We start from the raw sequence: 24149 nt of genomic DNA, 5'->3' as shown, positions 1-24149 counted from the left end.
TTCTATGATGAGAATCTTAATAATCGGCCCAGTTCCCAAAAAATATGGTGGTAGCTCATTTGGTGGGATTGCAACACACATAGAAGGGTTATCAAAGGAACTCTCAGATTTGGACCATGAAGTATTTCTTTGGTATCATAAACCCTTAAAGTCAAGTAAATCTGGCAATGTGATTATTGAAGGAAATTCTTTATGGAAGCTAGGCCAATTTTTACCCAGATTTAAGTTTTTTTCAAAAGGTAAATTCAATTACCTTTCTTTTAAGCAAAAATGGATTTTGTCTTTTCAATATAACAGATTAAAAAGGATTCTGTCAAAAACCGACTTCGATGTGATACATATACACTCACTTCATAATACTAGTTCAATAGCCTTACAAGAAATTGATAATGTTTCAACTTCTTACGTGATAACGGACCATGGCTTTTGGAACCATAATGATATCATATTGAATAATGAAAAAGGAAAAATTAAACTAAAAAATGCAATAAGAGGAGCTTCAAAAATAATCTATATTTCAGACCTGGCTGAACAAAAGCATGAAGAAATCGACTTAGATCAGAATGGAAAGCTAGTAAAAATTAAAAACCCGTTGCAGATTGTTCGGAAAATACCCATTAGGAAAACTAATAAAAAAAAAGTTGTTTTTTTTAATGGATTGACCAAATCTATTGAGATAAAAAACCTCCCAATTTTATTGAATGCAATTGAAATCTCGCCAATGTTATACAATAGTATTGAACTGCTTGTTGTGGCAAATAAAGCGGGTTTAGATTATATAAAAGAACGTTCTTGGAATTTTGAAATTAGAGCCTATGGAAAATCCACATGGCCTCAAATAGCCAATTTTTATGCAAGTAGCGACATTCTGGTGGTGCCCAGTAAAAGTGATAGTTTTGGGTTAGTTTATTTAGAAGCCCTAATGTTTGGAATTCCAATTATAGGATTAAGCACGCTAATAAACGAATTTCAAAATGACTTTGGGACATATATTGGTGAAGGAATTGATTCCAACCATGAAACAGAAACGGATTTAGCTGAAAAAATCCTTAAAGTCTTTGATTCTGAATTTGACCCTCAAAAAATTTTAGATTTATTAGAGAAGAAATATGGATGGAACAATAATATACAAAAGTTCATAGCTACTTATGAAAGAGCCAATTAATAAGAAGATATTGTTTTTAGGATATCGCCCTTACTTGAGTTCTATTTTATATCAACTAAATGGAACTCCTTTTTTGAGGGAAAACTCCATTGACATTATTTTTGCAACGCCATCTTCAAAATCTCTTTTCCAATCCTTTAAGAAAATAATTAGTGGTAGAAAATTTATGAGGGCTTTAAGGGAATTTATGATAAAAACAGACAATTTAATCTATGCAAATCAAAAGAAAGAAATTCTGAAAACCATATTCCCAGAAAAAGATTTGAGTTTTCTTAACAAAAAAATCAATATTTCCATTTTTCCGTTTCGGGGATTAGAGAATTTAGATAATCTTGAAGAATATGATTTCTTAATTGTAGCATCGTTTGGAATTAAAATTCCCAAGGATATATTTAACAAACCTAAAGGGAGAACTTTGAACATTCACCCATCTTATTTGCCTGGTTTACGGGGTGGATACCCTACCTATGTTGAGGCTTTTAAAAATGAAATCTTTTCTGGAACTACTATCCATTATATGGAAAGCGGATGGGACAATGGAGATATTGTTTTGCAAGAAAGGTACAAAGTGCAGAATACCCCAACAAATCAGAAAAGAATGCATTTAAGTGCTTCTACAGCTTCTAAAATGTTAAATGATCTACATAAAAATGGCTTTCAACTCACAACAATCAAACAAGACAAATCAAAGGCCTCCTATTGCCATAAAATTGTTAGATATAAATCTTTTTTAGGAGATATAGATCAAAATCTTGAGGGGTATGTAAGAGCAAATCATAGCAGGTCATTATATCCATTTACATATGGATTTTACCGAGGGTTTTTGGTTTCAATTCTTAATATCCAGCTATTTTCTGATAATAATGAATCTACAGGATATAAGTTTTTTAGAAAAAAGAACATACTTTTTTTAAAGCACAATGGAAAATTGTATCTAGTAACTGAATATATATATAAAGGTAAAATGCATAAACATTACGAAAAGGCTAAAAATGATTTAATTGTATGAATAGGGAGGCCAATTATAAAAATTCTTCTTCAAGGTTAGAGTCAATAGATTTTCTTAGAGGAATTGCAGCTATGTCGGTAGTTTTATATCATCTAACGCACACAAGTAACTTGTTGGATACTAATGGACTTGTTTACAATTTATTTAAGTATGGCGGCGGGTTTGGAGTATGTGTTTTTTTTGTTATTTCTGGCTTTATTTTGCCCTATTCGATGTTGAGGGGTGGATACTCCATTAAAAATTTTAAATCCTTTTTTATAAAAAGAATTATAAGAATAGAACCGGTATATGTTGCCTCTATTTTTTTAACAATATATGTGTTTTATACTGCCAGCGAGTTGCCCAGCGAATACTGGAAGTTTGGGGACTACAGAGTAGACTTTACAAATTTTTTGCTTCATTTCGGATATCTCGTTAGCTTTTTCAAAAACCAGGAATGGATAAACCCAGTATTTTGGTCTCTTGGAGTGGAGTTTCAATTTTATTTGATTATAGGTTTGATTTTTCCTCTACTGGTTTATAAAAGGAAATTGATAAATTTTCTTTGGATGTCGATATTTATATTGCTTTCCTGGCTGCTATTTGTTTATTTTATCAAAGGAACCTATTTGCATTATGGCGGGACAGCTTTAAGAGTAATGCCAATTTTTTTTATAGGGATTGCCATTTTTCAATTTAAAGAAAAGCTTATTGACAAATATAGTTTTGCCATTCTTCTAGTAGTACTATTTTATATCTGCACTACAGATTATAAATGGGGCGATATTGCCGGAGTGTTTTTTGCTGTAATTAGTATCTTTTTGGTAAGAAACCCTCCCAAACTTTTCCTTTTTTTTGGAAAAATATCATTTTCTCTTTATTTGATTCATGTGCCACTAGGTGGCATTATGAAGCTTTTCATTCGAGAACATTTTGAAAGTGATTTTGTAAGAACTTTGTTTACATTTCTTAGTATTTTACCAATAATTGCTATTTCATACGGATTCTATAAGTTAATTGAGGAACCAAGTGTAATATGGTCGAAAAAATTCAGGTATAGTGGAAATAAGGATAATTAGTAAAACAGAGACCTTTTCGAAATTGAAGGAAGAATGGCATTCATTGGAAAAGACCTCAAGTGAAATGACAGTGTATTGCACTTTCGATTATTTATATACTTGGTGGAAAGAAATAGGGATTAACAAAGGGATTCGACTTTGTATAATTTGTATCTATGAAAATAGTAAGATTATTGGTATTGCTCCTCTTATGATCGAAACTAAGAGGATATTTGGCATTCGTTTAAAAATATTGAAATTTTTGGCAAATGCCGATTTCCATAATTTCCTTTTGAACAAGGAGCTAGGAGAACAAAGAATCATTAGGAGAGTCTTTGATGCAATTTATTCAATTGAATGGGATAAATTGGAATTGAGTCATATCTCCAATAAAACTAGTTTAACCCATTTCCTGCTTAAATCTGAACAATACAATAAAAAAGTTGAATTTTTAGGAGAAAACCCAATTTTGTTTTTGAAAAATTATGACTCTTTTCTTATTTATAAACAACTTTTTTTTAAGAAGAAAATCAATAATTATAGAAATAGGCTTAAAAAGGATTTTAACGTAGTATTTGAGGTTATAAAAGGGGATGAAAAAGACATTTTAAGTAAGATTTCGAAAGTTCATATCGAAAGGAATCAAGATGGTAATAAACGAAAAAGCCTATTTGAGGATACATGTAGATATAATTTTGTTAAGGAATTTTATAAGGAATGTAATAGGGCAATGACTTTTTTAATAAAAACAGATGACGGTACAATTGTTTCATATGCAACCTGCTATTCATATTATGATACGATATATAATTGGAACACAGCTTTCAATCCAAAATTTCAAAAATATAGTGCTGGCGACTTGATTTATTATGAAATGATAAATTTCTTTTTTGAAAAGGAAAGTGAAATTAAGAAACTTGATTTTGGAGCTGGAGGATATCCATGGAAGTTTAGAATGACCAACACTTTTGAGACCACATACAAACTAAATCTTAACAATAAGAATTTCAAAAAGCACCATTTTTTGGAAATATATGATAAGGTCTTTAAAATGGGCAAGATAGTATTGAATAAAAAGTAAAAATGTTAATTAACTATTGATGTAAAATTCTATCGTTTAGAACGAAAACAACTATTCATGAAGGCAGCAGTTTTGATTAGTGATGATTACCTAGGCTCGTGGTTAAATCATCTGAATACCGTTTTTGAAAATCAAGAGATAGAAATAATAATTATTGATTCCCCCAAAAAGAGTTTAGTTAAAAAGTTAGCTTTAAAAATTGATGAAAAGTTTTTTGGAAAGCCCAAATCATTAACAAAGCAACCTATTGATTGTAATTGTATTTTCATCAAATGGGACTGTGCAGATGATTTACTGGAAGGTTACGATACTATTTATAATACGACCTCTCTAATACTAAAAAATGACCAATTCAAAAATATCTATCAATTTAAAGTGTCTGGGATTACCAATATCAGGGATGCTATAACCTATTGCACAGTTGATACTCATGAAAATATAACATTATCAATTGATAACCGACGGATGATTTTCCAGACATCCTTAAGACCACATTCTTTCTCACTTTCTCTGAACACGGATTTGATTCTTGGCGCTTTCTTGTCACTGTTGTTTATATCAAATAAAAAGAAAAGTCACTTCATTAAAAATGAGGACAACAATCAAACAAAGAAAGCACCCACTTTTTTGGAGTATACAAAATATGCAAAAAGAGTTATCGCAAAAACTTTCGAAAAAATGCTGTTCAATGAACAATGGATAATTGGATATAATGAACATTCTTACAACAACGAAAGGATAAATGAGAATAATTTTAAAAAGCTAATTCCTCCAAAAGATAGGTTTTGGGCAGATCCATTTGTTGTTTATAAAAATAAAAAATATTTCCTATTTGTTGAAGAGCTAGTTTATAAGAATAAAAAGGCTCATCTTTCCGTTATTCAATTGAACTCGGACGGCACATACAGTAATCCGATAAAGATTCTAGAAAAACCATACCATTTGTCATACCCTTTTATTTTTGACTTTCAAGGCAAGTATTATATGATTCCCGAAACTTCAGCTAACAATGATATTCAACTTTATGAGGCCGTCAATTTTCCTTATGAATGGGAGTTTAAAAAAGTATTGATTGATAATGTAAAAGCTTCTGACACTACTTTGTTAGCATATAACAATAAATGGTGGCTTTTTACTTCGATAAAACATTACGATTATGGCACTTACGACAATAATTTGGCAGTTTATTACTGCAATGACTTTTTAAATGGAGATTGGGTTGAACATAAAATAAACCCAATAAAACAAGGAATTTCAAATTCTAGACAAGGAGGAGGTTTTATAAAAGAGAATGGTCAATTATATAGAGTTTCACAAAATTGTTCAAAAAGATACGGTTATGGATTTAATCTAAACAAAGTTGAAATACTTACAGAGAATATCTTTGAAGAAGAAAAAGTATACACCTATACCGCAAGTGATTTGGGAAAGATAAGGGGAATACATACTTACAACAAGTTAAATAACGGGTTTGCGGTTTTTGACGTTTTGATAAAAACAAGAAAGTTTTAATGTAATACAGCAATGAAGGTTAAAATAGAAGAAAAACAGCTTGCAGTATTTATTTTAACGACAGGTCTTGTGTTGAACTATATTGTTGATGGTGTGAATAAGGTCTGTAGTATTTATTTGCCCATATTGTCTAGAAGTGCTATAATATACAGAGCGTTATTGCAAATTTTGTGTATAGTTATTATAGTACTTTTTGTAAACAAAAAAAGAGTATCATGGCTTCTCAGTTTTCTTTTCTTTTTGGCATGTTTTTTTATTAGCAACCTTTATCTAAAATATATTGTAGGAATAGATGTCTATTTGATTGAACAGTTTATTTATTTTAATAAGTATTTTTTTATTTTCTTTCTTTTTTTTGCCACCTATAAGGTACTGGCCGAAAGTAGTTATTTAGAGAAATTCATAGAGGTTTTTAAGAAGGTTTTTCTTTTTAATGGTTTTTTAGCCCTTGTCGGCGCGCTTTTAAGCATTAAAGCTTTTTTCATTGTTCCGGAAGGCCCCTCAGCGTCTAGATTCGGATATGATGGATTGATTATATCTGGTAATGAAGCGTCTATTTTTTATTTGTTAGGTCTTTTTGTAATTTATAAAGATTGGCGATTTAAGAAGAGAGGGTTTAATTTTTTTTTATTGGCTATTGTATTTTGTTTTTTAACAGGGATGAAGGCCGTTTTACTTGGAATGGCACTACTTTTTTTCTATCATCTTTTTACAACAATAAGCATTAAAAAACTGATTGGGATATTTTCACTAATGTCAGCTATGTTTTTAACTTTGTTTTTATATGCTCCAAAGATTCGAGACTTGTTTGGCTATTATTTTTATTTTCTGAAAGAAAAAGGTTTTGTATTCATGTTTACAGGAGGTAGAAATACATTGATTGACTCGAGAGTACTACCATTTTTAGAAAATTGGGATATAATTAATTATCTAATAGGGGGGCAAAACATTTCTAATATTGAAGATTTTTTATCATTGACAGAGATGGATATCATTGATTTGTTCCTCTTTTTCGGAGTAATCAACGGAGTTTTATTTTTACTACTATATAAAACCCAGATAGTCAGCAAAGTAAAAAACACCTTTTATCTTTTTTGTGTTGGGGTTTTCATATTACTTGCTTTTTTTGCTGGACACTTTTTTACGTCTAGTGTTAATCCAATTTATATTATTGTAGCTTTTGCTTATTTAAATGAGAATACGGATGGGATTATCAGAAAAACATAATCAAGAAATCTTTGTGCTTTTATCCGGCCTTGTAATTGTTACACTTCCAATAAAAGAAAGCCTAAATAGCATTGCAATCATATTATTTTTAGCGTTTCTGTCATATAATATAATTGTCGTTTATAGGGAGAGGAAGTTGAAGTTTAATAAGCATAGCCTCATTTTTTCATTACCCTTTGTTTATATTCTAATTCAGTTTTTTTATTCAGAACACGAAGTGTATTTCAGAAACTTGTTACGGTCTATAACTATTTTATTGTTTCCTGTTGGGATATCTTTAACGACCATTTTGTTCAAAGCAAGTCATAAAAAGATCCTATCTATATTAGTATACTCGGCTCTATTTTTTTCATTTCTTCTGTTATTGATTGCCTTCTACCGGCAATTAGTCTTTTCTCCTGATTTTTCAGAAATTAATTGGTACTTTTTTGCATATAGAGATTTTGTGGCCCCATTAGGTGTGCATAGCTCTTATATGGGCATGTACAACTGTTTGGCTTTTGCTGTTCTGCTAAATGAGGTAATAATGAGGAACAAAATCACAAAACGAACATTAAGCTCCCTTTTTCTATTGATGCTTGTCATTTTCCTTACAGGAAGTAGAATAAGCTTGTTATGCCTTTTTGTAATTTTTTTTTATTTGATGTTCACACGCTTTAAAAAAATTGATAAGAAAATACTAACTATATTTCTTCTCTTTCTGACCATAGTACCAACTGTTGTTTTTAAAACAGTTCCGATTGCTAAAGAAAGAATGATCGATATGACTTTTGGTTTAAAAGAGAAATACTCTTACGCCATATATGGCAACAATAATAATGGTGAAGGCACCATAGCTCCTCGAATTAATTATTGGAAATGCGCACTTGAGATAACAAGAAACAATATTCTATTTGGAAATGGGTATGGTTATACCCAAAAACGGTTAAATAATTGTTACAGTAGTATAGGGCAACATAATTACGCCATATTAAACTATCAGACTCATAACCAGTATTTCAATAATCTAGCAAGAGGAGGGATATTTAGTTTAGTTATTTTATTTGTTGTGCTATTTTACCCTCTTTTTTATTCAATAAGGAGAAGGATGCCATTATACACTTCATTTTTGATAATAATAATTTTAACCTGCGTGACAGAGAACATTTTAAATAGACATTTTGGAATCATATTTTATGGTTTTTTTAATAGCATGTTCTTTTTCAATCATAAATCTTTTGCAAATGAATGATTTCATCATCGATTCCTTCTCAAAACTTAGAAATTATTGTGAGAAGGAGGAATATATAGGATGGGACCCATATGATGGCTTAAACAGTAAGGTGTTTAATACAATGCCTGGGATTATTTCAAAAAGAAAATGGCCACGTATTTTTATTACACAATTATTAAAACATAGTCCGTTAAACTTCAGGAAGATTCTAGGGGTTGAAAAGGGATTGAACCCCAAAGGAATTGCACTGTTCCTAACGGGTTATTGTAATCTTTATAAGATTTCCCAGGATGAAATATTGAAAGAGAAAATAACATATTTGGCGAATAAGCTAATTGAATTGCAAACAACCGGATATTCTGGATCATGTTGGGGCTATAATTTTCCGTGGCAATCAAGAGCCTTTTATCAAGAAAGATATTCTCCTACGGTTGTTGTTTCATGTTTTGCGGCATATGCTCTTTTGGATGCTTATGAAATAGTCGGGGATGATAATTTTTTAAAAATTGGATTATCATCAAAAGATTTCGTTTTAAATGATCTTAATAGAAAATATGATGAGAAAGGACTTATTTTTTCTTATTCACCATTTGATAATACTGAAATAATTAACGCATCCTTGTTAGGGGCCAAGGTTTTATCAAGGTGTTATAGTTATACAGGCGATAAGGCTTTGATTGAGATTGCAAAGCAAGCAGTTTTATACGCAAGCAACTTGCAAGAAAAAGATGGCTCATGGCCTTATGGCCAATTACATTATCAAAATTGGGTTGATAGTTTTCACACAGGATTTAACTTGGAAGCGATTTACGATTATCAAAAATATAGTGGGGATAATTCTTTTAGCAGCTGTATAGAAAAGGGTCTTAGTTATTATATGAAGAATTTCATCATGGACGACGGTACTCCAAAGTATTACCATGATGAAAAATATCCAATCGATATTCATTGTCCTGCTCAATATATTAGTACTTTAATCACCTTAGAAAAAAACGACCCGTCTATAAAAAAAACCCTTGTTTGGACTTTGGAGAATATGCAGGGTAAGAAAGGGTATTTTTATTTTCAAAAAAAGAAGTTTTTTAAAATAAAAACCCCTTATATGAGATGGACTCAAGCATGGGCGTTTTATGCGATATCCAAATATTTATGGCTTTATGGAACAAGTAATAGAATCACGTTTACTGAATAATAAAAGGACTTATGCCTTTATTTCCAAGAATCAATTCTTAGAATTTATTCAGGATAAAAAAAAAATATTGATTGCTTTAAATGCTGAAAAGCTTAATGCTTCGAATCAATCCCTAAATACTATAATTAATGAAAATATAGGCTATCCTGATGGAGTTGGAGCAGTGTTAGCGCTTAAAAAAAAAGGGTTGAAATCAACTAAAATTGCAGGCTCAGAGTTTTGGTTAGATGTTATTGGCACATACCATAACTCAAAATCATTTTATCTTTTGGGATCATCTCAGGAAGTAATTGAAAAAACAAGATTATTGCTTAAAAATCAATATAAGAATATTGATATAAAGGGATATAGAAATGGTTATTTAAGAGAAGGAGAGGAGAAAATGATTATGCAAGAACTTAAAGTAAGCAAACCAGATATCATATTTGTTGCAATGGGAAGTCCAAAGCAAGAGTTTCTAATGGATAGGTTCATGAAAGAATACCCTGCACTCTATATGGGGTTGGGAGGAAGTTTTGATGTATATTCTGGAATAAAAAAAAGAGCGCCTAAGGTATACCAAAAGCTTGGTTTGGAATGGTTTTACCGTTTACTTAAAGAGCCTACCAGGCTCTCAAGGCAAAAGAACTTAGTAAAGTTCTTTTTTAGAATTATATTTAACAATATTTAATCAATTACCGAATTAGCATTGTATTTTCTAGAAACAGCATGTGCGCTATTTATTGGAGCTTTTCTGCTCACCTATTTGACAGTGCCTAAAATTATTGGAGTTGTTGAATATAAACGCCTTATGGATAATCCCAATGGGCGAAGCTCGCATACACGGAAAACACCAACTTTAGGGGGCATATCTTTTTTTTACACCTTAATTTTTGCTCTGTTTTTCATTAAAGAAAGGGGGTTGTTGGGAGAGGCAATGTATATTATTCCAGGTTTGACAATTCTTTTTATAGTTGGCTTAAAGGATGATATGGTTGTATTATCGCCAGGATCAAAACTAATAGCCCAAATGTTGGCAATTATATTTGTGTTGGTTAATGAAAGCTTTACCATAGAATCACTCAACGGCTTTTTAAGTATTTATGAAATACCATATTATCTCTATTTGGTAATTGCAGGGTTTTTGATGATTACCATAATTAATTCATACAATTTGATTGACGGAATTGATGGTTTAGCGTCAATAGTTGGAATTGTGATAATGGTTATTTATACAACCATATTTTATCTGTCTGGGGAATATTTTTTTGCTTTATTGAGTATATCAATGAATGCTTGTTTAATGGCCTTTTTTGGTTTTAATATATCCTCGGATAAGAAGATTTTTATGGGAGATACTGGCTCGTTGACGGTGGGCTTCATTATTAGTGTACTCACCTTAAAATTTTTGGCACTAAAACCGGAATCTTACGAAGGGCTACCCTTTCTTTTAGAAAATGCACCTTTAATAGCAATAAGCATTTTAATTGTTCCTCTATTTGACACTGCTAGAGTATTTACTATTCGGATTGCCAACAAAAAAGGGCCTTTCTCACCAGACAGAAATCATGTACACCATGTACTCATAGACTTTTGGGGATTGTCCCATAAACAGGCAAGTTTTATCATTGGATGTTTTAATCTATTGTTTGTTGTTCTGTTTATAATTTTAGGAAGTAAAGCGAAGAACCTTGGAATGGTCATTATGTTGGTAAGCGTTGTGATTCTGCTTGGTTATATTTTCTTCAAGTATAACTACAACTTTACAACACTTAAGCAAAAAATTCTTTTGAAACGAAAAATAGACTCACTCAAAAAAAAGACTGAATCTTCTACGAAACAGAAAAAAAAGAACGATTGAAAAAAACCCTAATCACAGGCGCGGCAGGTTTCCTTGGATCACATCTTTGCGATAGATTCATAGCAGAAGGACACCATGTCATTGCTATGGATAACCTTATAACCGGAGATTTAAAGAATATTGAACATCTCTTTCCACTAGAACATTTTGAATTCCATCACCACGATGTTTCTACGTTTGTTCACTACGGAGGTGATTTGGATTACATTCTTCATTTTGCATCTCCTGCAAGTCCAATCGATTATTTAAAAATTCCGATTGAAACCCTAAAAGTAGGCTCCTTAGGCACATTAAATTTATTGGGTCTTGCCAAGGAAAAGAATGCAAGAATTTTAGTGGCATCAACCTCAGAAGTATATGGAGACCCATTAGTACATCCGCAAAACGAAGAGTATTATGGTAATGTAAGCCCTATCGGCCCCAGAGGAGTATATGACGAGGCCAAACGCTTTATGGAATCTATAACTATGGCGTATCATACCCATCATGGATTGGATACCCGTATCGTTCGCATTTTTAATACCTATGGTTCAAGAATGCGCTTAAATGATGGCCGAGTGGTTCCAGCGTTTATGGGTCAAGCACTTCGAGGTGAGGATTTAACGGTTTTTGGAGACGGATCCCAAACAAGATCTTTCACTTATATAGATGATCAGGTTGAAGGCATCTACCGTCTATTGATGAGCAACTATCATCTTCCAGTCAACATTGGTAATCCAGATGAAACTACAATTCTGGAGTTTGCCGAGGAGATTATAAAACTGACTGGAACCCATCAAAAAATAATCTTCAAACCACTGCCAAAAGACGACCCATTGCAGCGTCAACCAGACATTTCTCGTGCAAAAGAAGTTTTGGGATGGGAGCCCAAAATACATCGTTCGGAAGGACTTAAGAGAGTATATGAATATTTTCAATCACTTTCTCCTGAAGAATTGAGCAGAAACCATAGAGATTTCTCTGCAAACAAATAGTCAAATCGGCATCAAACCGTATTTTTGCCAAAATTTTGATTGATGAATATTCTGGTCCTTGGCTCTGGCGGTCGTGAACATGCGATATCCTTTAAAATATCACAAAGCTCAAAAATAGAACAATTGTTTGTTGCACCAGGCAATGCAGGCACTTCTGAAATTGCAACCAATGTTGAAGTTGGGGTAAACGATTTTGAAAGTATTAAAGCATTGGTTTTGGCCGAAAAGATAGATTTGGTTGTGGTTGGTCCAGAGGATCCATTAGTCAATGGAGTTCATGATTTTTTCTTGAATGATGATGCGCTAAAAGATGTTTCAGTCATAGGGCCACAACAAGCTGCTGCAGAACTGGAAGGGAGTAAAGAATTTGCCAAAGAGTTTATGATGCGCCATCAGATTCCAACAGCTGCATATGAAAGTTTTACTTCGGAAACGGTAGAGAAAGGATACGCCTTTTTAGAAACATTAAGGCCGCCGTACGTTCTTAAAGCAGATGGATTAGCTGCTGGCAAAGGGGTGTTGATTCTTCAAGATTTAGACGAAGCAAAAGCAGAGCTTAAATCCATGCTATTGGATTCCAAGTTTGGTTCCGCTAGTGCAACCGTGGTGATTGAGGAATTCTTGGACGGGATAGAATTAAGCTGTTTTGTGCTAACTGATGGCACAAATTATAAAATACTTCCTACCGCAAAAGATTACAAACGCATTGGTGAAGGAGACACGGGCCTTAACACAGGGGGCATGGGAGCCATTTCCCCGGTTCCTTTTGCAGACGAATCCTTTTTACACAAAATAGAGCAACAAGTAGTGAAGCCTACCGTAGAAGGTCTTAAAAAGGATAATTTACCATATGTAGGATTCATCTTTATAGGATTGATAAAAGTTGGGGAAGAACCAAAGGTCATAGAGTACAATGTACGCATGGGCGATCCAGAGACTGAGGTTGTTGTTCCTAGAATTAAAAATGATTTGGTTGATATCCTTACAGCGATGGCCAAAGGAAAATTAAATGAAATCAATCTTGATATAGATCAAAAAACCGCTACAACGGTAATGGCCGTTTCAGGAGGTTATCCAGAGGCATATGAAAAAGGAAAAGAAATCACAGGGATTGAAAATATAAAAGATTCCTTGGTCTTTCATGCTGGAACAAAGAAAAGTGACGGAAAGGTGGTTACCAACGGAGGGCGTGTTATTGCCATTACCTCCCTTGGAAATGATTTTCAGGAAGCGCTACAAAAATCCTATCAAAATATAGAAAAATTACATTTTGATGGAATGTACTACAGAAAAGACCTCGGGTTCGATTTATAGATATGAATGAGAGGTAATGCTCTTGTCCTCTTCACCGCTATCGTTGAAAATTTTCAACTGGTTCATCCAATAGACCATGGCTACAAAACCAATAATTGCAAAAACCCAGTTCACAGCGTTAGAAGACCACCAACTTTGCATAAAACGGAAAAAATCATAAGGAGCAAAAAGACCATTTACAAATAAGTCTTCAATGCCGTAAAAAAACTTGCTCATCTTAGCTATATTTACTTTACAAAAGTAGTAAAACCAAACATGATTTCAAGCTTTTTCGGAAAAACAAAACCCATAAACTATATTGTTCTATCGGTTTTCCTATTCCTCTTTTACAGCGTTTTTGTTTTTTTTGAAGCAAATCAAGAGATTAATGTGGATACGATTCCGTTAGATGTTTTAACGGGAGGGACACTTTTGCTCTCTATTTATATTATCAGTAGAATTGTTCGTGTTGAAAAGGTAACTGATTTCAGCTCCTATGCTATCTTTTTTTTTGTTTTGCTGTTCGTTGCTTTTTCAAAGGTCCTTGGAGATAAAAATGCTATTTTCTGCAACTTTTTTTTACTGCTCGCTGTCTGGAGGTTATTGGCGGTTAAATCCATCAAAAATGTTAAGCATAAGATTTTTGATGCATCACTCTTAATCTGTATTGCAAGTCTTTTTTACGATTGGGCCGTGGTGTTTTTTCTTTTGGTATTTTTTGTCATCAATGTTTACGATAGAAAGACATTTAAGAACTGGTTGGTCCCAATCGTTGGTATTTTAACCTTTTTCATATTGGTTTTTACCTTTTTAAAGGTGAACGGAGAACTTTCTTTTTTTGCGGACCATTATAGATTTTCAATAGATTTTTTAAAAACTGATTTTTTTACAGAACCAGCGATAATAAAATTATTGATCTATGTCTTTTTATTAGTAGTGGTGATGTCTTTGGTTTTCTTAAAAGTAAGAAAGAAAGGGGGCGGAAAGTTAGTACCGTTGCGCATTGTTTTCTTGGCTTTTATTTTTGGGGCCTTCATCAACCTTTTCAAATCTGTTGATGCCTCTCCCGTTTTAATTACATTTTTTCCAGCGGCGGTTTTTTTAACCAATTATATAGAGACCATAAAAAAGGCCAAGCTCAAGGAAGTTGTAGTAGTAATATGTGTTGCTTTGTCCTTTGTCCTTTTTCTGGTAGAACTTAATCTGTAAACCATAAAGCAATATCTTTGTGCTAAATTAATTGGTCCATGTTTAGCTCATTTGCCTTCAATATTTTTCAGGAAAGTATACGTACATATCATCTTAAAGATGATGTCTACCAAGAATTTGTGAATCCCTACCCAAAGGATAAGGTAGAACATTTGTTATACAGAAAAAATTGGATTGATACAGTGCAATGGCATTATGAGGATATTATTCGTGATCCATCTATAAATCCGGATGATGCTCTAGTTCTTAAACGAAAAATAGATGCAAGCAATCAAGACCGAACGGATTTGGTGGAATACATCGATGGTTATTTTTTGAATAAATACCAATCTGTGGAGATAAAAGAAGGGGCCACAATAAATACTGAAAGCCCAGCTTGGGCTTTTGACCGACTTTCCATTTTGGCGTTGAAGATTTACCACATGCAAGAAGAGGCAAACAGAACGGATGCTTCTCCCGAACACATTGCCAAATGCAATGATAAGTTGGCTGTGCTATTGGAACAAAAGAAAGACCTTTCAACAGCCATTGACCAATTATTGACGGATATTGAAGCGGGAAATAAGTATATGAAAGTCTATAAACAGATGAAAATGTACAATGATGACGAATTAAACCCGGTACTCCGTGGACAAAAAGGGTAAGTCCCATATTTTGGTCATTAGGCTATCTGCTATGGGAGATGTGGCGATGACCATTCCTGTTCTGATTGCATTGCTGGCCAAAAATCCTGAACTAAAGATTACCGTTCTTACTAAAAAACCATTTACCCCCATTTTTTCTGCATTGAAAAATGTTGAGGTGTACGAGGCTGATGTGAAAAAAAACCATAAAGGTCTAGTTGGATTATGGCGCTTATATCAGGAATTGAAAAAATTGGATATTAATTATGTTGCAGACCTGCACAATGTACTCCGTAGCCAAATTCTGAAAAAGTATTTTGCGTTGGATAAAACACCTTTTGTTCAGATTGATAAGGGTCGCACGGATAAAAAAGCACTTACGCGTTCCAAAAATAAAATCTTCCAACAATTAAAAAGCACCCATCAACGCTATGCAGATGTTTTTACGGAGTTGGGATTTCCAATAGATTTATCCAACACAAAATTATTGGATCGTCAACCACTTTCAAAAAAAGTACTTGAACTGGTTGGGCAGGGTACTAAAAAATGGGTGGGTATAGCTCCTTTTGCCGCCCATGAAGGTAAAATGTATCCACTCAGTTTGATGAAAGAGGTAATCAAAAAACTAAACGATACCGAAAAGTATAAAATAGCGTTATTTGGTGGTGGCGCCAATGAAATCAATCAGTTAGAAGGTATTGAAAAAGAACTCGAAGGCGTAGTTAACATGGCAGGAAAGCTTAACCTGTCTGAAGAATTATCGCTGATTTCAAATTTGGATCTAATGCTCTCCATGGATAGTGGCAATGCACATTTGGCAGCAAATTATGGTATTCCTGTGGTAACGCTTTGGGGGCTTACGCATCCTTATGCCGGGTTTTACCCCTTTAATCAATCTTTGGAAAATGCATTGCTGGCAGACCGCAAACAGTTTCCATTGATTCCAACCTCTGTGTATGGCAACAAACTTCCAAAAGGATATGATAATGTCATGCAATCCATAACTCCAGAGCAGGTAGTCACCAAAATAAGCCAGCTGTTAGCTTCTTAAGCCATCACGTTGCGTTCTGCAATAGAACTAAAATAGTGTTTTAACTGTTGTACGTACTGGTACTTTAATTGCCTGTTAGTACTATCCATTAATAGGGAACGCATTCCCAAATACGAAGCAATAATATAGGTAGCCACTCCTTCACAATCGATATGGCGTGCTATATGGCCGTCAATTTTGCCTTTTTTCAACACAGAGACCAGATTTACCTCCCATACTTTAAGGATATCCTTAAGGTACTTGCTGATTTCTGAATTACGCTTATTGAATTCGGTCAGGAAGTCATTTAACATAAACCCATAGGCCATTTCATTGCGCTTGCCAGGTTCCAAAGCATTTTCTAGACTATCTAAAATAATGGGCAATGGATTATCATGAGTGTTCAAAGGTTCAACCAATAAGGCGTATACTTTTTGAACCACAAGGTTTTGTATAATGCTTATAAAGTAATCTTCTTTAGATTTAAAGTGATGATAAAATGCACCTTTAGAAAGCTCTAGTTCTTTTAGAATATCATCTAAACTGGTATTGTAATAGCCTTTTTCATGAAATATTTCTAGGCCTTTGGCACATAAACGATGCATGGTTTCGCGTCTTTTTAGGTTCTTTTCCATAAGATTTAGGTTTTGGGTTAAATAGACCGTTAAGTCTGTAACAAAGATTCGGCAGATTGAAACCAACAGAAAGAAATGAGGATGTAGTTGTAGGAAAAATCGGTGAAAAGCAAAAAAAGGGACTAAAAGAGGGAGTCCTTAAAAAGTGAACCGACCGGCGAGTCTGTTTAACAGATTCATTTATTGGATAAATGACAGGCGGAAATGATTGATATCCATTTTAATGGTGATAAAAAGCACTAGGATTTAACACTATAAGTTTACTCAGAACACCTATCTGTCAATTTTGGTGACTAGTTTAATCAAAAACCTACGAACTTCACTTAGTTGAGCTAAACATATTTTCAGAATTGCCCATAATATCTATAGAAAATGAAAAGTACTTTAGTTTGGATAACAATTTTATGCTGCAGTGTTGAATGTCTTGCCCAAAAGGAGTCGTTTGAAAATAGATTCCATTTAGATTCTTGTTCTAGGTTTGGAAGCTTATGGGGCAACGAAATTAAACGATGGGAGTTTGAAATAAAATCAGAATCGGCTCTAGAAGATAATCTTTGGGAACAAATACTGCCAAAATCAACTCTTGATGACGATAAAATAATAATCAACAGGAATGAATTGGATTACTTCCTTAAAATCGATGTTATAAACAGTCTAGCTAAAAATCAACCAATTTCAAACCCAGCTCATTGGGAAAGTCGATTCGGAAAGCAAATTCAAACAATCGAATTTGAAAAACCGCTTCATGTTTTAACGATTAAAAATGATAAGCTCGTTAAAATGACTTTGGATTCTCTAATAGGCCTAAGGTACCCTACCTTTTATCCATATGGAAAATATGACATTATCGATAAAGGAATGGCCCCAATAGTATATGGGCAAGCAAATCAGTTCGACTTCAGGTCTCCTGTACTATTTGTCACATGTAATTTCATGGAACATGTAGATCTTGAAAGAGCGAAAATAAATAGAGATACCATAAATTTTGGAGGAAAAGATTTTCCAGGAATATTGTACAAAACCGGAATAGATTTTAATAATGATGGTCAGAACGAAGTCTTAATGTACCATGAAGAGGTAAAAGATACTATTACTCAAGAAGGTGATGAGGATTCTGCATATATGTATTCAATCATAGCGATGTATTTTAAAAATAAATGGTACAGAAGCTCATACTGGGTGGAAGGGCCAAATGGTGTTGAAGGGTTTTAGTGTTGACTTTTAAGATAAGATTACTGAACTTCACTCATCGTTAGATATACGTCGTTAAAACCAACTCATATCCTTTTTAGTTGGAAGTAATAAGAGTAAACAATACATATGATTAGGCTATCCATACTATTAATACTTATTTTTAGTTTGTCAGGCTTCGCTCAAAAGAACGCAAAGAATGACAAAGTCACGAAAAATGAAGATTCCATAAAAAAAGCAATGGACTTGGATAAAAATCAACTTATAGATCAAGCCAATAAAATTATTAGTTCCAAATACCCTGATTTTGTATTCGATCCTTTATTGTATGAAATCACAGCATGGAAAAACTCTAAAAAAATAACCGTTAACTACAGACGAATAATAAGGTTTACTCCTTTTGACAAAAAGGATGTGAATTTAACCTACGATTTTGAAGTTAACCTAACTAACCAGAATATTTTACCATTTGATACTTGGGGATTTGATAGATTTTATTTTCCGACAACCCAAGAACAAGAGAAGATTGATTTTGTTATAAAGGCATTTGACTTACCACGTTTTGGGTTCAATAATAGCATTGTTGAAAACCCAGACATGTATTGCATTTATATAGATAACGAAATGGCGTTTGGAAAATACTTCATAAGTAAAACAACGGGTAAAGAGTGTATGGGGTCAATAGAAGGAAGTTACGCCCAAGCGCCTGACCATCCTGAATTATTTGACACGGACCCTTTAATTGAAATCAAAGAATAATCATAATAGAATTTTTTGATGAAATCAGAAAATAGTAACTAATGCCAACAAAGGCTATGGGTAATACGTGTTTGGTGTTTAACCCAAAGTTTAGCGCTTTTAACTCAAGTACCAACTATAGCCGATACGAAAAGTGACATCCCCAAAACCTAAAAAACCAACCAAAGGAATGTTGGGTGGTTTTGTATCTAATTGTTCCTGTTTTCTAACAAAACCCACATCAATTTATAATAGGGACCAATCAATTATACCTTGATTTCCAACAAAAAATTCTCGAACTTCACGTATCGGGCGTTCCCACTAGCAAAAATATAGCATGGAAGAAATCAAAAAGTTCATTGACCGTATCTATCCAATGCATAGTGCTGACTGGGACTTCTTTTCTTCAAAACTGCAGAAGCAAACCGTAAAGAAAAACACACCGCTTATAAAAATCGGTGAAATTGAGAACTACCTGTCTTTTATTTCCGAAGGGATAGTGCGGTTTTATATTCCCCAAGAAGAAAGTGACTTAACTGTTGGATTTTTATTTGAAAACGAATTTGTTACGGCCTATGATTCCTTTATCACCCAAACACCTTCTCCCTATCAAATCGAAACGCTGACCAACGCGACCTTGTGGCGCATATCGTTTAAAGACCTGCAAGAGGTGTATAAAAAAACCGAAAGCGGAAACATAATTGGGCGGAGAATGGCAGAAAATATGTTTTTGATTAAGTCGAAAAGAGAAATTTCCCTACTGAGCAAAACAGCAGAAGAACGCTATTTGAACCTGTTTCAGGAACGCCCCAAATTGTTGAAACAGATTCCGTTAAAATACATTGCCTCTTATATTGGGGTTACACCTCAAGCCTTGAGCAGAATACGAAAGCGAATTACTTAACCTAGGTTCATTGTCTGGCCTAAAATCATTTATGAATTTTGTAAATGAGTTAAAGCAAGACCTTATGAAACCATTACTCGTACTTCTATCCAGCTTTGTGATTGCCATTTTTGTGGTGAGAATTGTGAACAAGCAATATGATTTTGCGCTATCGGCAAGAATAGCCCTATCCATCATGTTGTGTTTTACGGCTATGGGACATTTTGTCTATACCAAAGGTATGTCTATGATGATACCTGAACCTATTCCATTCAAGATAAGCTTTGTTCACCTCACCGGACTCTTTGAATTCCTTTTGGCCATTGGCTTGCTTATCCCTAAACTAAAAGTGATTAGTGGATGGACTTTGATTGTTTTTCTCGTATTGATGTTACCAGCGAATATTTATGCTACCATGCATCATATAAACTATCAAAAAGGAACCTTTGACGGTCATGGACTTACGTATTTATGGTTCAGAATACCATTGCAAGTGCTGTTTATTGTTTGGACGTATATCAGTTCAATCCGAATGTTGTAATGAAAAAGCCCCTCGCTGGCACGAGTTTATAACTCGTGCAAACTCTCTTTAAGCCAAGTTCTATTTACAACACTAAGCCACCGTCCCCTGACAACTACTCCCCGCGCCTGCGGTACACCCATAACAATGTTGCGAAATGATAATGTTCCTATCGTTTAAGATATCTTCATTATAGTCTTTAATGTGCTTTACTTTACTGGCGACCTTAAGGTCCAGCATTTGGTTAAAATCACAATCATACAACCAACCATCCCAGCTTATGGAAATAGTGTTGGTGCACATTACATTCGCCACCGCGGCCGGGTTATAGGCTTCAACCAGGGCGTACATATAATCTTCATAATTTTCAGAGGCGACTAAGTAATCTAGAAAACGGGCAATAGGCAGATTGGTAATGGCAAATAAGTTGTGGAACTGAATTCCAAAATCTTCGTCCAAAGCCTTTTTAAAATCTTTTTCCATCGCCATTTGGTCTCCGGGCAAATAAGCACCAGATGGGTTATAGACTAAATCCAAACGTAAAGAACTGCCAGGCATGCCGTATCCTCTGGCATTTAATTCTTGCAAGGCTTTTATCGATTTATCAAAAACCCCGTCCCCACGCTGCTTATCGGTTTTGCCACGGGTATAATGCGGCATGGAAGAAATTACATGAACATTGTGCTTTTTAAAGAAGTCTGGTAAATCGTAATACTTCTTGTTCGCACGGATAATGGTTAGGTTGGAACGAACAATAAAATCTTTGATTCCAGCTTTGGCCGCTTCTTCCACAAACCATCTAAAATCTGGATTCATCTCTGGTGCCCCACCGGTAAGGTCCAAGGTATGCGCCCCTGTATTTTTAATGACTTCCAAACACTGCTGCATCGTTTTACGCGTCATGATTTCCTTACGGTCAGGTCCTGCATCTACATGGCAATGTTCACAAACCTGGTTACACATATAACCAACATTGATCTGTAGAATTTCCAACTTATTGGGGCGTAACGGAAAATGCCCTATTTCTGCAATTTTATCCTTAAAATAAGGAAGCTCACCATCTGCAAAAACGCCACCATTAAGAATTTCTAATTGCTTATTGATTGCAGCCAACTCATTTTCTTGAGCTTTCATGGACTTTTTGGCCTTTTTCATTTGAGGTAATATGCTTTCACTCATAACGCATTATTTTATAGCTATAAAGTAGAAGACACAATTCTTGTTTTGAATTGGATTCCGCCTTTACATTGATAGTTTATTGTATTTGTTCATCATCTGCACGCCATGTACCAAGGTAGCACCACTTTCAATGGCTGCTCCTACATGCACGGCTTCCATCATTTCTTCTTTGGTGATGCCTTTTTGTAAACCGTCCTTTGTATAGGCATCTATACAATAAGGACACTTAACTACATGAGATACTGCCAAGGCAATCAAAGACTTCTCTCTTGCACTTAGTGCACCTTCTTCGAAAACCTTACCATAATAGTCAAAGAATTTGGTTCCGAGTTCCTCGCTCCATTCAGTGATTTTCCCAAATTTTCTTAAGTCCTTAGGGTCGTAATACGAATCTGCCATCTTTTTAGGTGTTTTAGGTTCTTTATTTTGTATTGAATTGTTATCAAAATTAATTGGAATGCCCTGACCCATTTTTTCCAGCTCGGGGAGGATTTCCATATTGTCCCAAATACCGGAAGCCAGTGTATCTGCATATGCCTCGGGCAGATGGTTTTTGTACATTGATTGTTGTGCTGCCTGATAATCATATTCAAAAGACCGATGAGTATATTTTAATTCACCGTTTTCAATTTCCAAAAGCATATACCATACCCGTTGGGTACCATCATTGGCCGGCATACCAATAACGCCAGGGTTTAACCAAAATTTGTTGCCAATGGCTTGACTAAACGGTAATCCACAATGTCCGGCGATAACCACATCGCTTTTGGTTTGTTCCAAGCAATCTTTTTTAATGTTTTCTGAAGTGGATTCAAAAATGAATTCCGAAACATTTTCATAACTGCCATGTACCACAGTCACCTTTTTACCGCTATAGTCAAAAGTGATAAATTCCGGAAGATGGGAAATCCATTCCAAGGATGATTCTGATAGATGTGCTTTGGTGAAGGGGAACCACATTTTGGAAAAACTATCACATCTGCCACCTGCTTTAAAATCGCATCCGCAATCTTCGCTATCATTGGCCAGCTGTAATTCCACGTTGCCAGTAATGCTCAAGGCGCCCCAATTCTTAAAAGCGGTTATAGTTTCTTCCGGTTGGGCACAATACCCTGTGATATCTCCGGTACAAATACAATTTTCAGGAGTAACCCCTTCTGTTTTTGCTATGGATATCAATTGTTCCAACGCTTGAAGGTTGCTGTAGACCCCACCAAAGAGCAACAGCTTTCCACTTTTTGTGCCGATATGTTTTATTTCTTTATCCATAAAGGCGTCAAATATAAGGTGATACAACATAGAATGCCCCAGAAATTAATCCAAAGCAAATCTGCATACTTTCCTGTGGTAAAAATCAATGATTTGGGAAACCAGTCAAAAATCAATAAAAAGCCAAATAGCAACCCGCAGAAAACACTTAAATGAAAACTTATTTTAGGAGGTGATTTCTTCCAAAACATAAAAACGGGTGTCAATCCTATGACCATAGTCCCACTGATAGTAGTAGCCGAAAGAATTTCAGCATCCAAAAAAACGGGAATTGTTCCTAAGAACGCAATCAATACCATTGCAATGCGCCCAAAAGTTAAACTGTTTCCAAGCTGCAGGTCTATTGAAAGTAATTTTGAAAAAGATGAAAAGGTAGAATCCAACGTTGATGCCGCCGAAGTGATCATGATAAAGTTGATGACCAATAAAATAACAATGCCAAAGGACTGGCCTACAACAACGGCAGCCTGACCTGCAAAGCCCTGATGCTGTGCGTAGACACCAATAATGCTAAATAAAACAATACATAACCCTCCAATAATACTGGCCCATAAAAAACTCTTTAATGTAATCTTATGAGAACTTAAAAACCCCCTATCTGTTAATACAGGATCATGAAAAGGATAACTAAACGATTGAAGGACCGCAGCAAAAAGCAAATTGAGCCCAGTTTCAAAAGACCAAACCCCTGAGGTTATCACCGTTCCTCCAGAAAAGGTGCTATCTGCGGCAAAAACATTCCATAAAATCACTAGAAGCAATATGGAGAACAACACCATTTGAATGCTGTCCGTAAAGATGGAGCTGCTCAATCCCCCTTTTAGGGCATAGGCCAAGGTCAACACGGTAAAAACCAATATGGATAAGTAATATGGCGTAGAGCCCATATCCCCAAAATAAGAACCGATTACCATTGTATTGCTCCAAACCTCATTGAACAAACGAATGGTAATTAAAATTGAAAAGACAGCTACCGCGGTTTTTCCAAATTTTGAAATAAGAAAATGGTGAATGCTTTTAAAACCTCCAGACTTTCGCATTCTATAAATAACAATACCTGCTACGGCAAAAGAGAGATAATATGCAGCGTAGGCTGCGCCCCCAACTATACCAAATTCCAAACCTAGATTGGCGGCATTGGTTATACTTTTTGCAAAGATCCATGAAATGACCAAAGACCCCATAAGCACAAAGCTGTTAGGGGTCTTTTTTTGATAAACAGCATTAAAAAACTGATTGGTATTTTTAGCCAAAGGAGAGATTAGGAACAGCACCAAGCTAGATGCTATTACCAAACTCCATTGCCAAAAAATTGCCTCAGTCATTTAC

Annotated in this window: 24 protein-coding genes and 1 pseudogene; 19 read left to right on the top strand and 6 right to left on the bottom strand. The window is 34.5% G+C overall.

From position 1 onward, the window contains the following. Positions 1-4 precede the first annotated feature (4 nt). The 12 genes from LV704_RS08630 to purD all read left to right on the top strand — a co-directional run bounded on the left by LV704_RS08630 (position 5) and on the right by purD (position 13564). Positions 5-1165, top strand: a complete 1161-nt coding sequence (locus LV704_RS08630; RefSeq protein WP_163420771.1) for a glycosyltransferase family 4 protein — start codon at positions 5-7, stop codon at positions 1163-1165. Next, complete coding sequence (locus LV704_RS08625; protein WP_163420772.1) at positions 1149-2174, top strand: formyltransferase family protein; 1026 nt, start codon at positions 1149-1151, stop codon at positions 2172-2174. Before LV704_RS08630 ends, LV704_RS08625 begins: the two co-directional genes overlap by 17 nt. Next, the gene (locus LV704_RS08620) at positions 2171-3232 is read left to right on the top strand and encodes an acyltransferase (protein ID WP_163420773.1); all 1062 of its coding nucleotides are present in this window, start codon (positions 2171-2173) and stop codon (positions 3230-3232) included. Before LV704_RS08625 ends, LV704_RS08620 begins: the two co-directional genes overlap by 4 nt. Continuing rightward, positions 3213-4292, top strand: coding sequence for a GNAT family N-acetyltransferase (locus LV704_RS08615; RefSeq protein WP_163420774.1), 1080 nt, complete (start codon positions 3213-3215; stop codon positions 4290-4292). Before LV704_RS08620 ends, LV704_RS08615 begins: the two co-directional genes overlap by 20 nt. Positions 4293-4349: 57 nt before the next feature. Beyond that, a complete protein-coding gene (locus tag LV704_RS08610; RefSeq protein WP_163420775.1) occupies positions 4350-5804 on the top strand; it encodes a glycoside hydrolase family 32 protein in 1455 nt (484 codons plus the stop codon). A gap of 12 nt (positions 5805-5816) precedes the next feature. Continuing rightward, the gene (locus LV704_RS08605) at positions 5817-7031 is read left to right on the top strand and encodes a hypothetical protein (protein WP_163420776.1); all 1215 of its coding nucleotides are present in this window, start codon (positions 5817-5819) and stop codon (positions 7029-7031) included. Continuing rightward, positions 6997-8262, top strand: a complete 1266-nt coding sequence (locus LV704_RS20035; protein WP_370636059.1) for an O-antigen ligase family protein — start codon at positions 6997-6999, stop codon at positions 8260-8262. The genes LV704_RS08605 and LV704_RS20035 overlap by 35 nt, the downstream gene beginning before the upstream one ends. Positions 8263-8353: 91 nt before the next feature. Then, entirely contained in the window at positions 8354-9436 is a 1083-nt protein-coding gene (locus LV704_RS08600) for a delta-aminolevulinic acid dehydratase (RefSeq protein WP_233782178.1), read from the top strand. Further along, on the top strand, positions 9402-10106 hold the full coding sequence (locus LV704_RS08595) for a WecB/TagA/CpsF family glycosyltransferase (protein WP_163420779.1): 705 nt from the start codon (positions 9402-9404) through the stop codon (positions 10104-10106). Before LV704_RS08600 ends, LV704_RS08595 begins: the two co-directional genes overlap by 35 nt. A gap of 18 nt (positions 10107-10124) precedes the next feature. Next, positions 10125-11276: an MraY family glycosyltransferase gene (locus LV704_RS08590; protein ID WP_163420780.1), complete on the top strand. Its 1152-nt coding sequence runs from the start codon at positions 10125-10127 to the stop codon at positions 11274-11276. Next, on the top strand, positions 11273-12250 hold the full coding sequence (locus LV704_RS08585) for a UDP-glucuronic acid decarboxylase family protein (RefSeq protein ID WP_163420781.1): 978 nt from the start codon (positions 11273-11275) through the stop codon (positions 12248-12250). The genes LV704_RS08590 and LV704_RS08585 overlap by 4 nt, the downstream gene beginning before the upstream one ends. Positions 12251-12292: 42 nt before the next feature. Further along, complete coding sequence (purD, locus tag LV704_RS08580) at positions 12293-13564, top strand: phosphoribosylamine--glycine ligase (protein ID WP_163420782.1); 1272 nt, start codon at positions 12293-12295, stop codon at positions 13562-13564. Here the strand turns inward: purD and LV704_RS08575 are convergent. Next, complete coding sequence (locus LV704_RS08575) at positions 13559-13780, bottom strand: uracil phosphoribosyltransferase (RefSeq protein WP_163420783.1); 222 nt, start codon at positions 13778-13780, stop codon at positions 13559-13561. The two genes, purD and LV704_RS08575, sit on opposite strands and share 6 nt — an antisense overlap. Before the next feature lie 39 nt (positions 13781-13819). On the opposite strand from LV704_RS08575, the gene LV704_RS08570 reads away from it, so the two are divergent. The 3 genes from LV704_RS08570 to LV704_RS08560 are packed head-to-tail and all read left to right on the top strand — an operon-like array spanning position 13820 to position 16426. Beyond that, entirely contained in the window at positions 13820-14752 is a 933-nt protein-coding gene (locus tag LV704_RS08570; protein ID WP_163420784.1) for a DUF6427 family protein, read from the top strand. A 38-nt stretch (positions 14753-14790) separates the two neighbouring features. After that, positions 14791-15396, top strand: coding sequence for a DUF4254 domain-containing protein (locus tag LV704_RS08565; RefSeq protein ID WP_163420785.1), 606 nt, complete (start codon positions 14791-14793; stop codon positions 15394-15396). Further along, positions 15380-16426 (top strand): glycosyltransferase family 9 protein, encoded by a 1047-nt coding sequence (locus LV704_RS08560; RefSeq protein ID WP_233782177.1) that lies wholly within the window; start codon positions 15380-15382, stop codon positions 16424-16426. The genes LV704_RS08565 and LV704_RS08560 overlap by 17 nt, the downstream gene beginning before the upstream one ends. On the opposite strand, the gene LV704_RS08555 is transcribed toward LV704_RS08560, so the two are convergent. Next, positions 16423-17040 carry a TetR/AcrR family transcriptional regulator gene (locus LV704_RS08555; protein ID WP_163420786.1) on the bottom strand — a complete coding sequence of 206 codons (618 nt, stop codon included), beginning with the start codon at positions 17038-17040 and terminating at the stop codon, positions 16423-16425. The genes LV704_RS08560 and LV704_RS08555 overlap by 4 nt on opposite strands. Before the next feature lie 372 nt (positions 17041-17412). Between LV704_RS08555 and LV704_RS08550 the strand changes: the two genes are divergently transcribed. The 4 genes from LV704_RS08550 to LV704_RS08535 all read left to right on the top strand — a co-directional run bounded on the left by LV704_RS08550 (position 17413) and on the right by LV704_RS08535 (position 20393). After that, positions 17413-18252, top strand: a complete 840-nt coding sequence (locus tag LV704_RS08550; protein ID WP_163420787.1) for a hypothetical protein — start codon at positions 17413-17415, stop codon at positions 18250-18252. Between the two features lie 108 nt (positions 18253-18360). Beyond that, positions 18361-18990, top strand: a complete 630-nt coding sequence (locus LV704_RS08545) for a hypothetical protein (protein WP_163420788.1) — start codon at positions 18361-18363, stop codon at positions 18988-18990. Positions 18991-19306: 316 nt separating this feature from the next. Then, positions 19307-19873 (top strand): Crp/Fnr family transcriptional regulator, encoded by a 567-nt coding sequence (locus LV704_RS08540; protein WP_163420789.1) that lies wholly within the window; start codon positions 19307-19309, stop codon positions 19871-19873. Between the two features lie 64 nt (positions 19874-19937). Beyond that, entirely contained in the window at positions 19938-20393 is a 456-nt protein-coding gene (locus LV704_RS08535) for a hypothetical protein (RefSeq protein ID WP_163420790.1), read from the top strand. Between the two features lie 72 nt (positions 20394-20465). Here LV704_RS08535 and arsS read toward each other — a convergent pair whose 3' ends face one another. The 4 genes and pseudogenes from arsS to LV704_RS08515 all read right to left on the bottom strand — a co-directional run bounded on the left by arsS (position 20466) and on the right by LV704_RS08515 (position 24145). Beyond that, complete coding sequence (gene arsS / locus LV704_RS08530) at positions 20466-21527, bottom strand: arsenosugar biosynthesis radical SAM (seleno)protein ArsS (protein WP_163421840.1); 1062 nt, start codon at positions 21525-21527, stop codon at positions 20466-20468. Positions 21528-21614: 87 nt separating this feature from the next. Further along, positions 21615-21950, bottom strand: coding sequence for an arsenosugar biosynthesis-associated peroxidase-like protein (locus tag LV704_RS08525; RefSeq protein ID WP_094999161.1), 336 nt, complete (start codon positions 21948-21950; stop codon positions 21615-21617). Positions 21951-22184: 234 nt separating this feature from the next. After that, positions 22185-22820, bottom strand: a pseudogene (locus tag LV704_RS08520) (metallophosphoesterase); the annotation flags it as partial. Continuing rightward, positions 22805-24145: a sodium:solute symporter gene (locus LV704_RS08515; protein ID WP_163420791.1), complete on the bottom strand. Its 1341-nt coding sequence runs from the start codon at positions 24143-24145 to the stop codon at positions 22805-22807. The gene LV704_RS08515 and the pseudogene LV704_RS08520, both read right to left, overlap by 16 nt. Between the last annotated feature and the right edge of the window lie 4 nt (positions 24146-24149).

Origin of the sequence: Flagellimonas sp. CMM7 (assembly GCF_021390195.1) — a bacterium.
Lineage (GTDB): Bacteria > Bacteroidota > Bacteroidia > Flavobacteriales > Flavobacteriaceae > Flagellimonas.
The sequence above is the reverse complement of the archived record's forward strand: the minus strand, read 5'-3'. Positions and strand labels throughout refer to the sequence as shown.

Coding starts and splice junctions, on each gene's coding strand:
- LV704_RS08630 (WP_163420771.1), top strand. CDS start 5: ATGATGAGAATCTTAATAATCGGCCCAGTTCCCAAAAAATATGGTGGT.
- LV704_RS08625 (WP_163420772.1), top strand. CDS start 1,149: ATGAAAGAGCCAATTAATAAGAAGATATTGTTTTTAGGATATCGCCCT.
- LV704_RS08620 (WP_163420773.1), top strand. CDS start 2,171: ATGAATAGGGAGGCCAATTATAAAAATTCTTCTTCAAGGTTAGAGTCA.
- LV704_RS08610 (WP_163420775.1), top strand. CDS start 4,350: ATGAAGGCAGCAGTTTTGATTAGTGATGATTACCTAGGCTCGTGGTTA.
- LV704_RS08605 (WP_163420776.1), top strand. CDS start 5,817: ATGAAGGTTAAAATAGAAGAAAAACAGCTTGCAGTATTTATTTTAACG.
- LV704_RS20035 (WP_370636059.1), top strand. CDS start 6,997: ATGAGAATACGGATGGGATTATCAGAAAAACATAATCAAGAAATCTTT.
- LV704_RS08595 (WP_163420779.1), top strand. CDS start 9,402: ATGGAACAAGTAATAGAATCACGTTTACTGAATAATAAAAGGACTTAT.
- purD (WP_163420782.1), top strand. CDS start 12,293: ATGAATATTCTGGTCCTTGGCTCTGGCGGTCGTGAACATGCGATATCC.
- LV704_RS08575 (WP_163420783.1), bottom strand. CDS start 13,780: ATGAGCAAGTTTTTTTACGGCATTGAAGACTTATTTGTAAATGGTCTT.
- LV704_RS08570 (WP_163420784.1), top strand. CDS start 13,820: ATGATTTCAAGCTTTTTCGGAAAAACAAAACCCATAAACTATATTGTT.
- LV704_RS08565 (WP_163420785.1), top strand. CDS start 14,791: ATGTTTAGCTCATTTGCCTTCAATATTTTTCAGGAAAGTATACGTACA.
- LV704_RS08555 (WP_163420786.1), bottom strand. CDS start 17,040: ATGGAAAAGAACCTAAAAAGACGCGAAACCATGCATCGTTTATGTGCC.
- LV704_RS08550 (WP_163420787.1), top strand. CDS start 17,413: ATGAAAAGTACTTTAGTTTGGATAACAATTTTATGCTGCAGTGTTGAA.
- LV704_RS08545 (WP_163420788.1), top strand. CDS start 18,361: ATGATTAGGCTATCCATACTATTAATACTTATTTTTAGTTTGTCAGGC.
- LV704_RS08540 (WP_163420789.1), top strand. CDS start 19,307: ATGGAAGAAATCAAAAAGTTCATTGACCGTATCTATCCAATGCATAGT.
- LV704_RS08535 (WP_163420790.1), top strand. CDS start 19,938: ATGAAACCATTACTCGTACTTCTATCCAGCTTTGTGATTGCCATTTTT.
- arsS (WP_163421840.1), bottom strand. CDS start 21,527: ATGAAAAAGGCCAAAAAGTCCATGAAAGCTCAAGAAAATGAGTTGGCT.
- LV704_RS08525 (WP_094999161.1), bottom strand. CDS start 21,950: ATGGCAGATTCGTATTACGACCCTAAGGACTTAAGAAAATTTGGGAAA.
- LV704_RS08515 (WP_163420791.1), bottom strand. CDS start 24,145: ATGACTGAGGCAATTTTTTGGCAATGGAGTTTGGTAATAGCATCTAGC.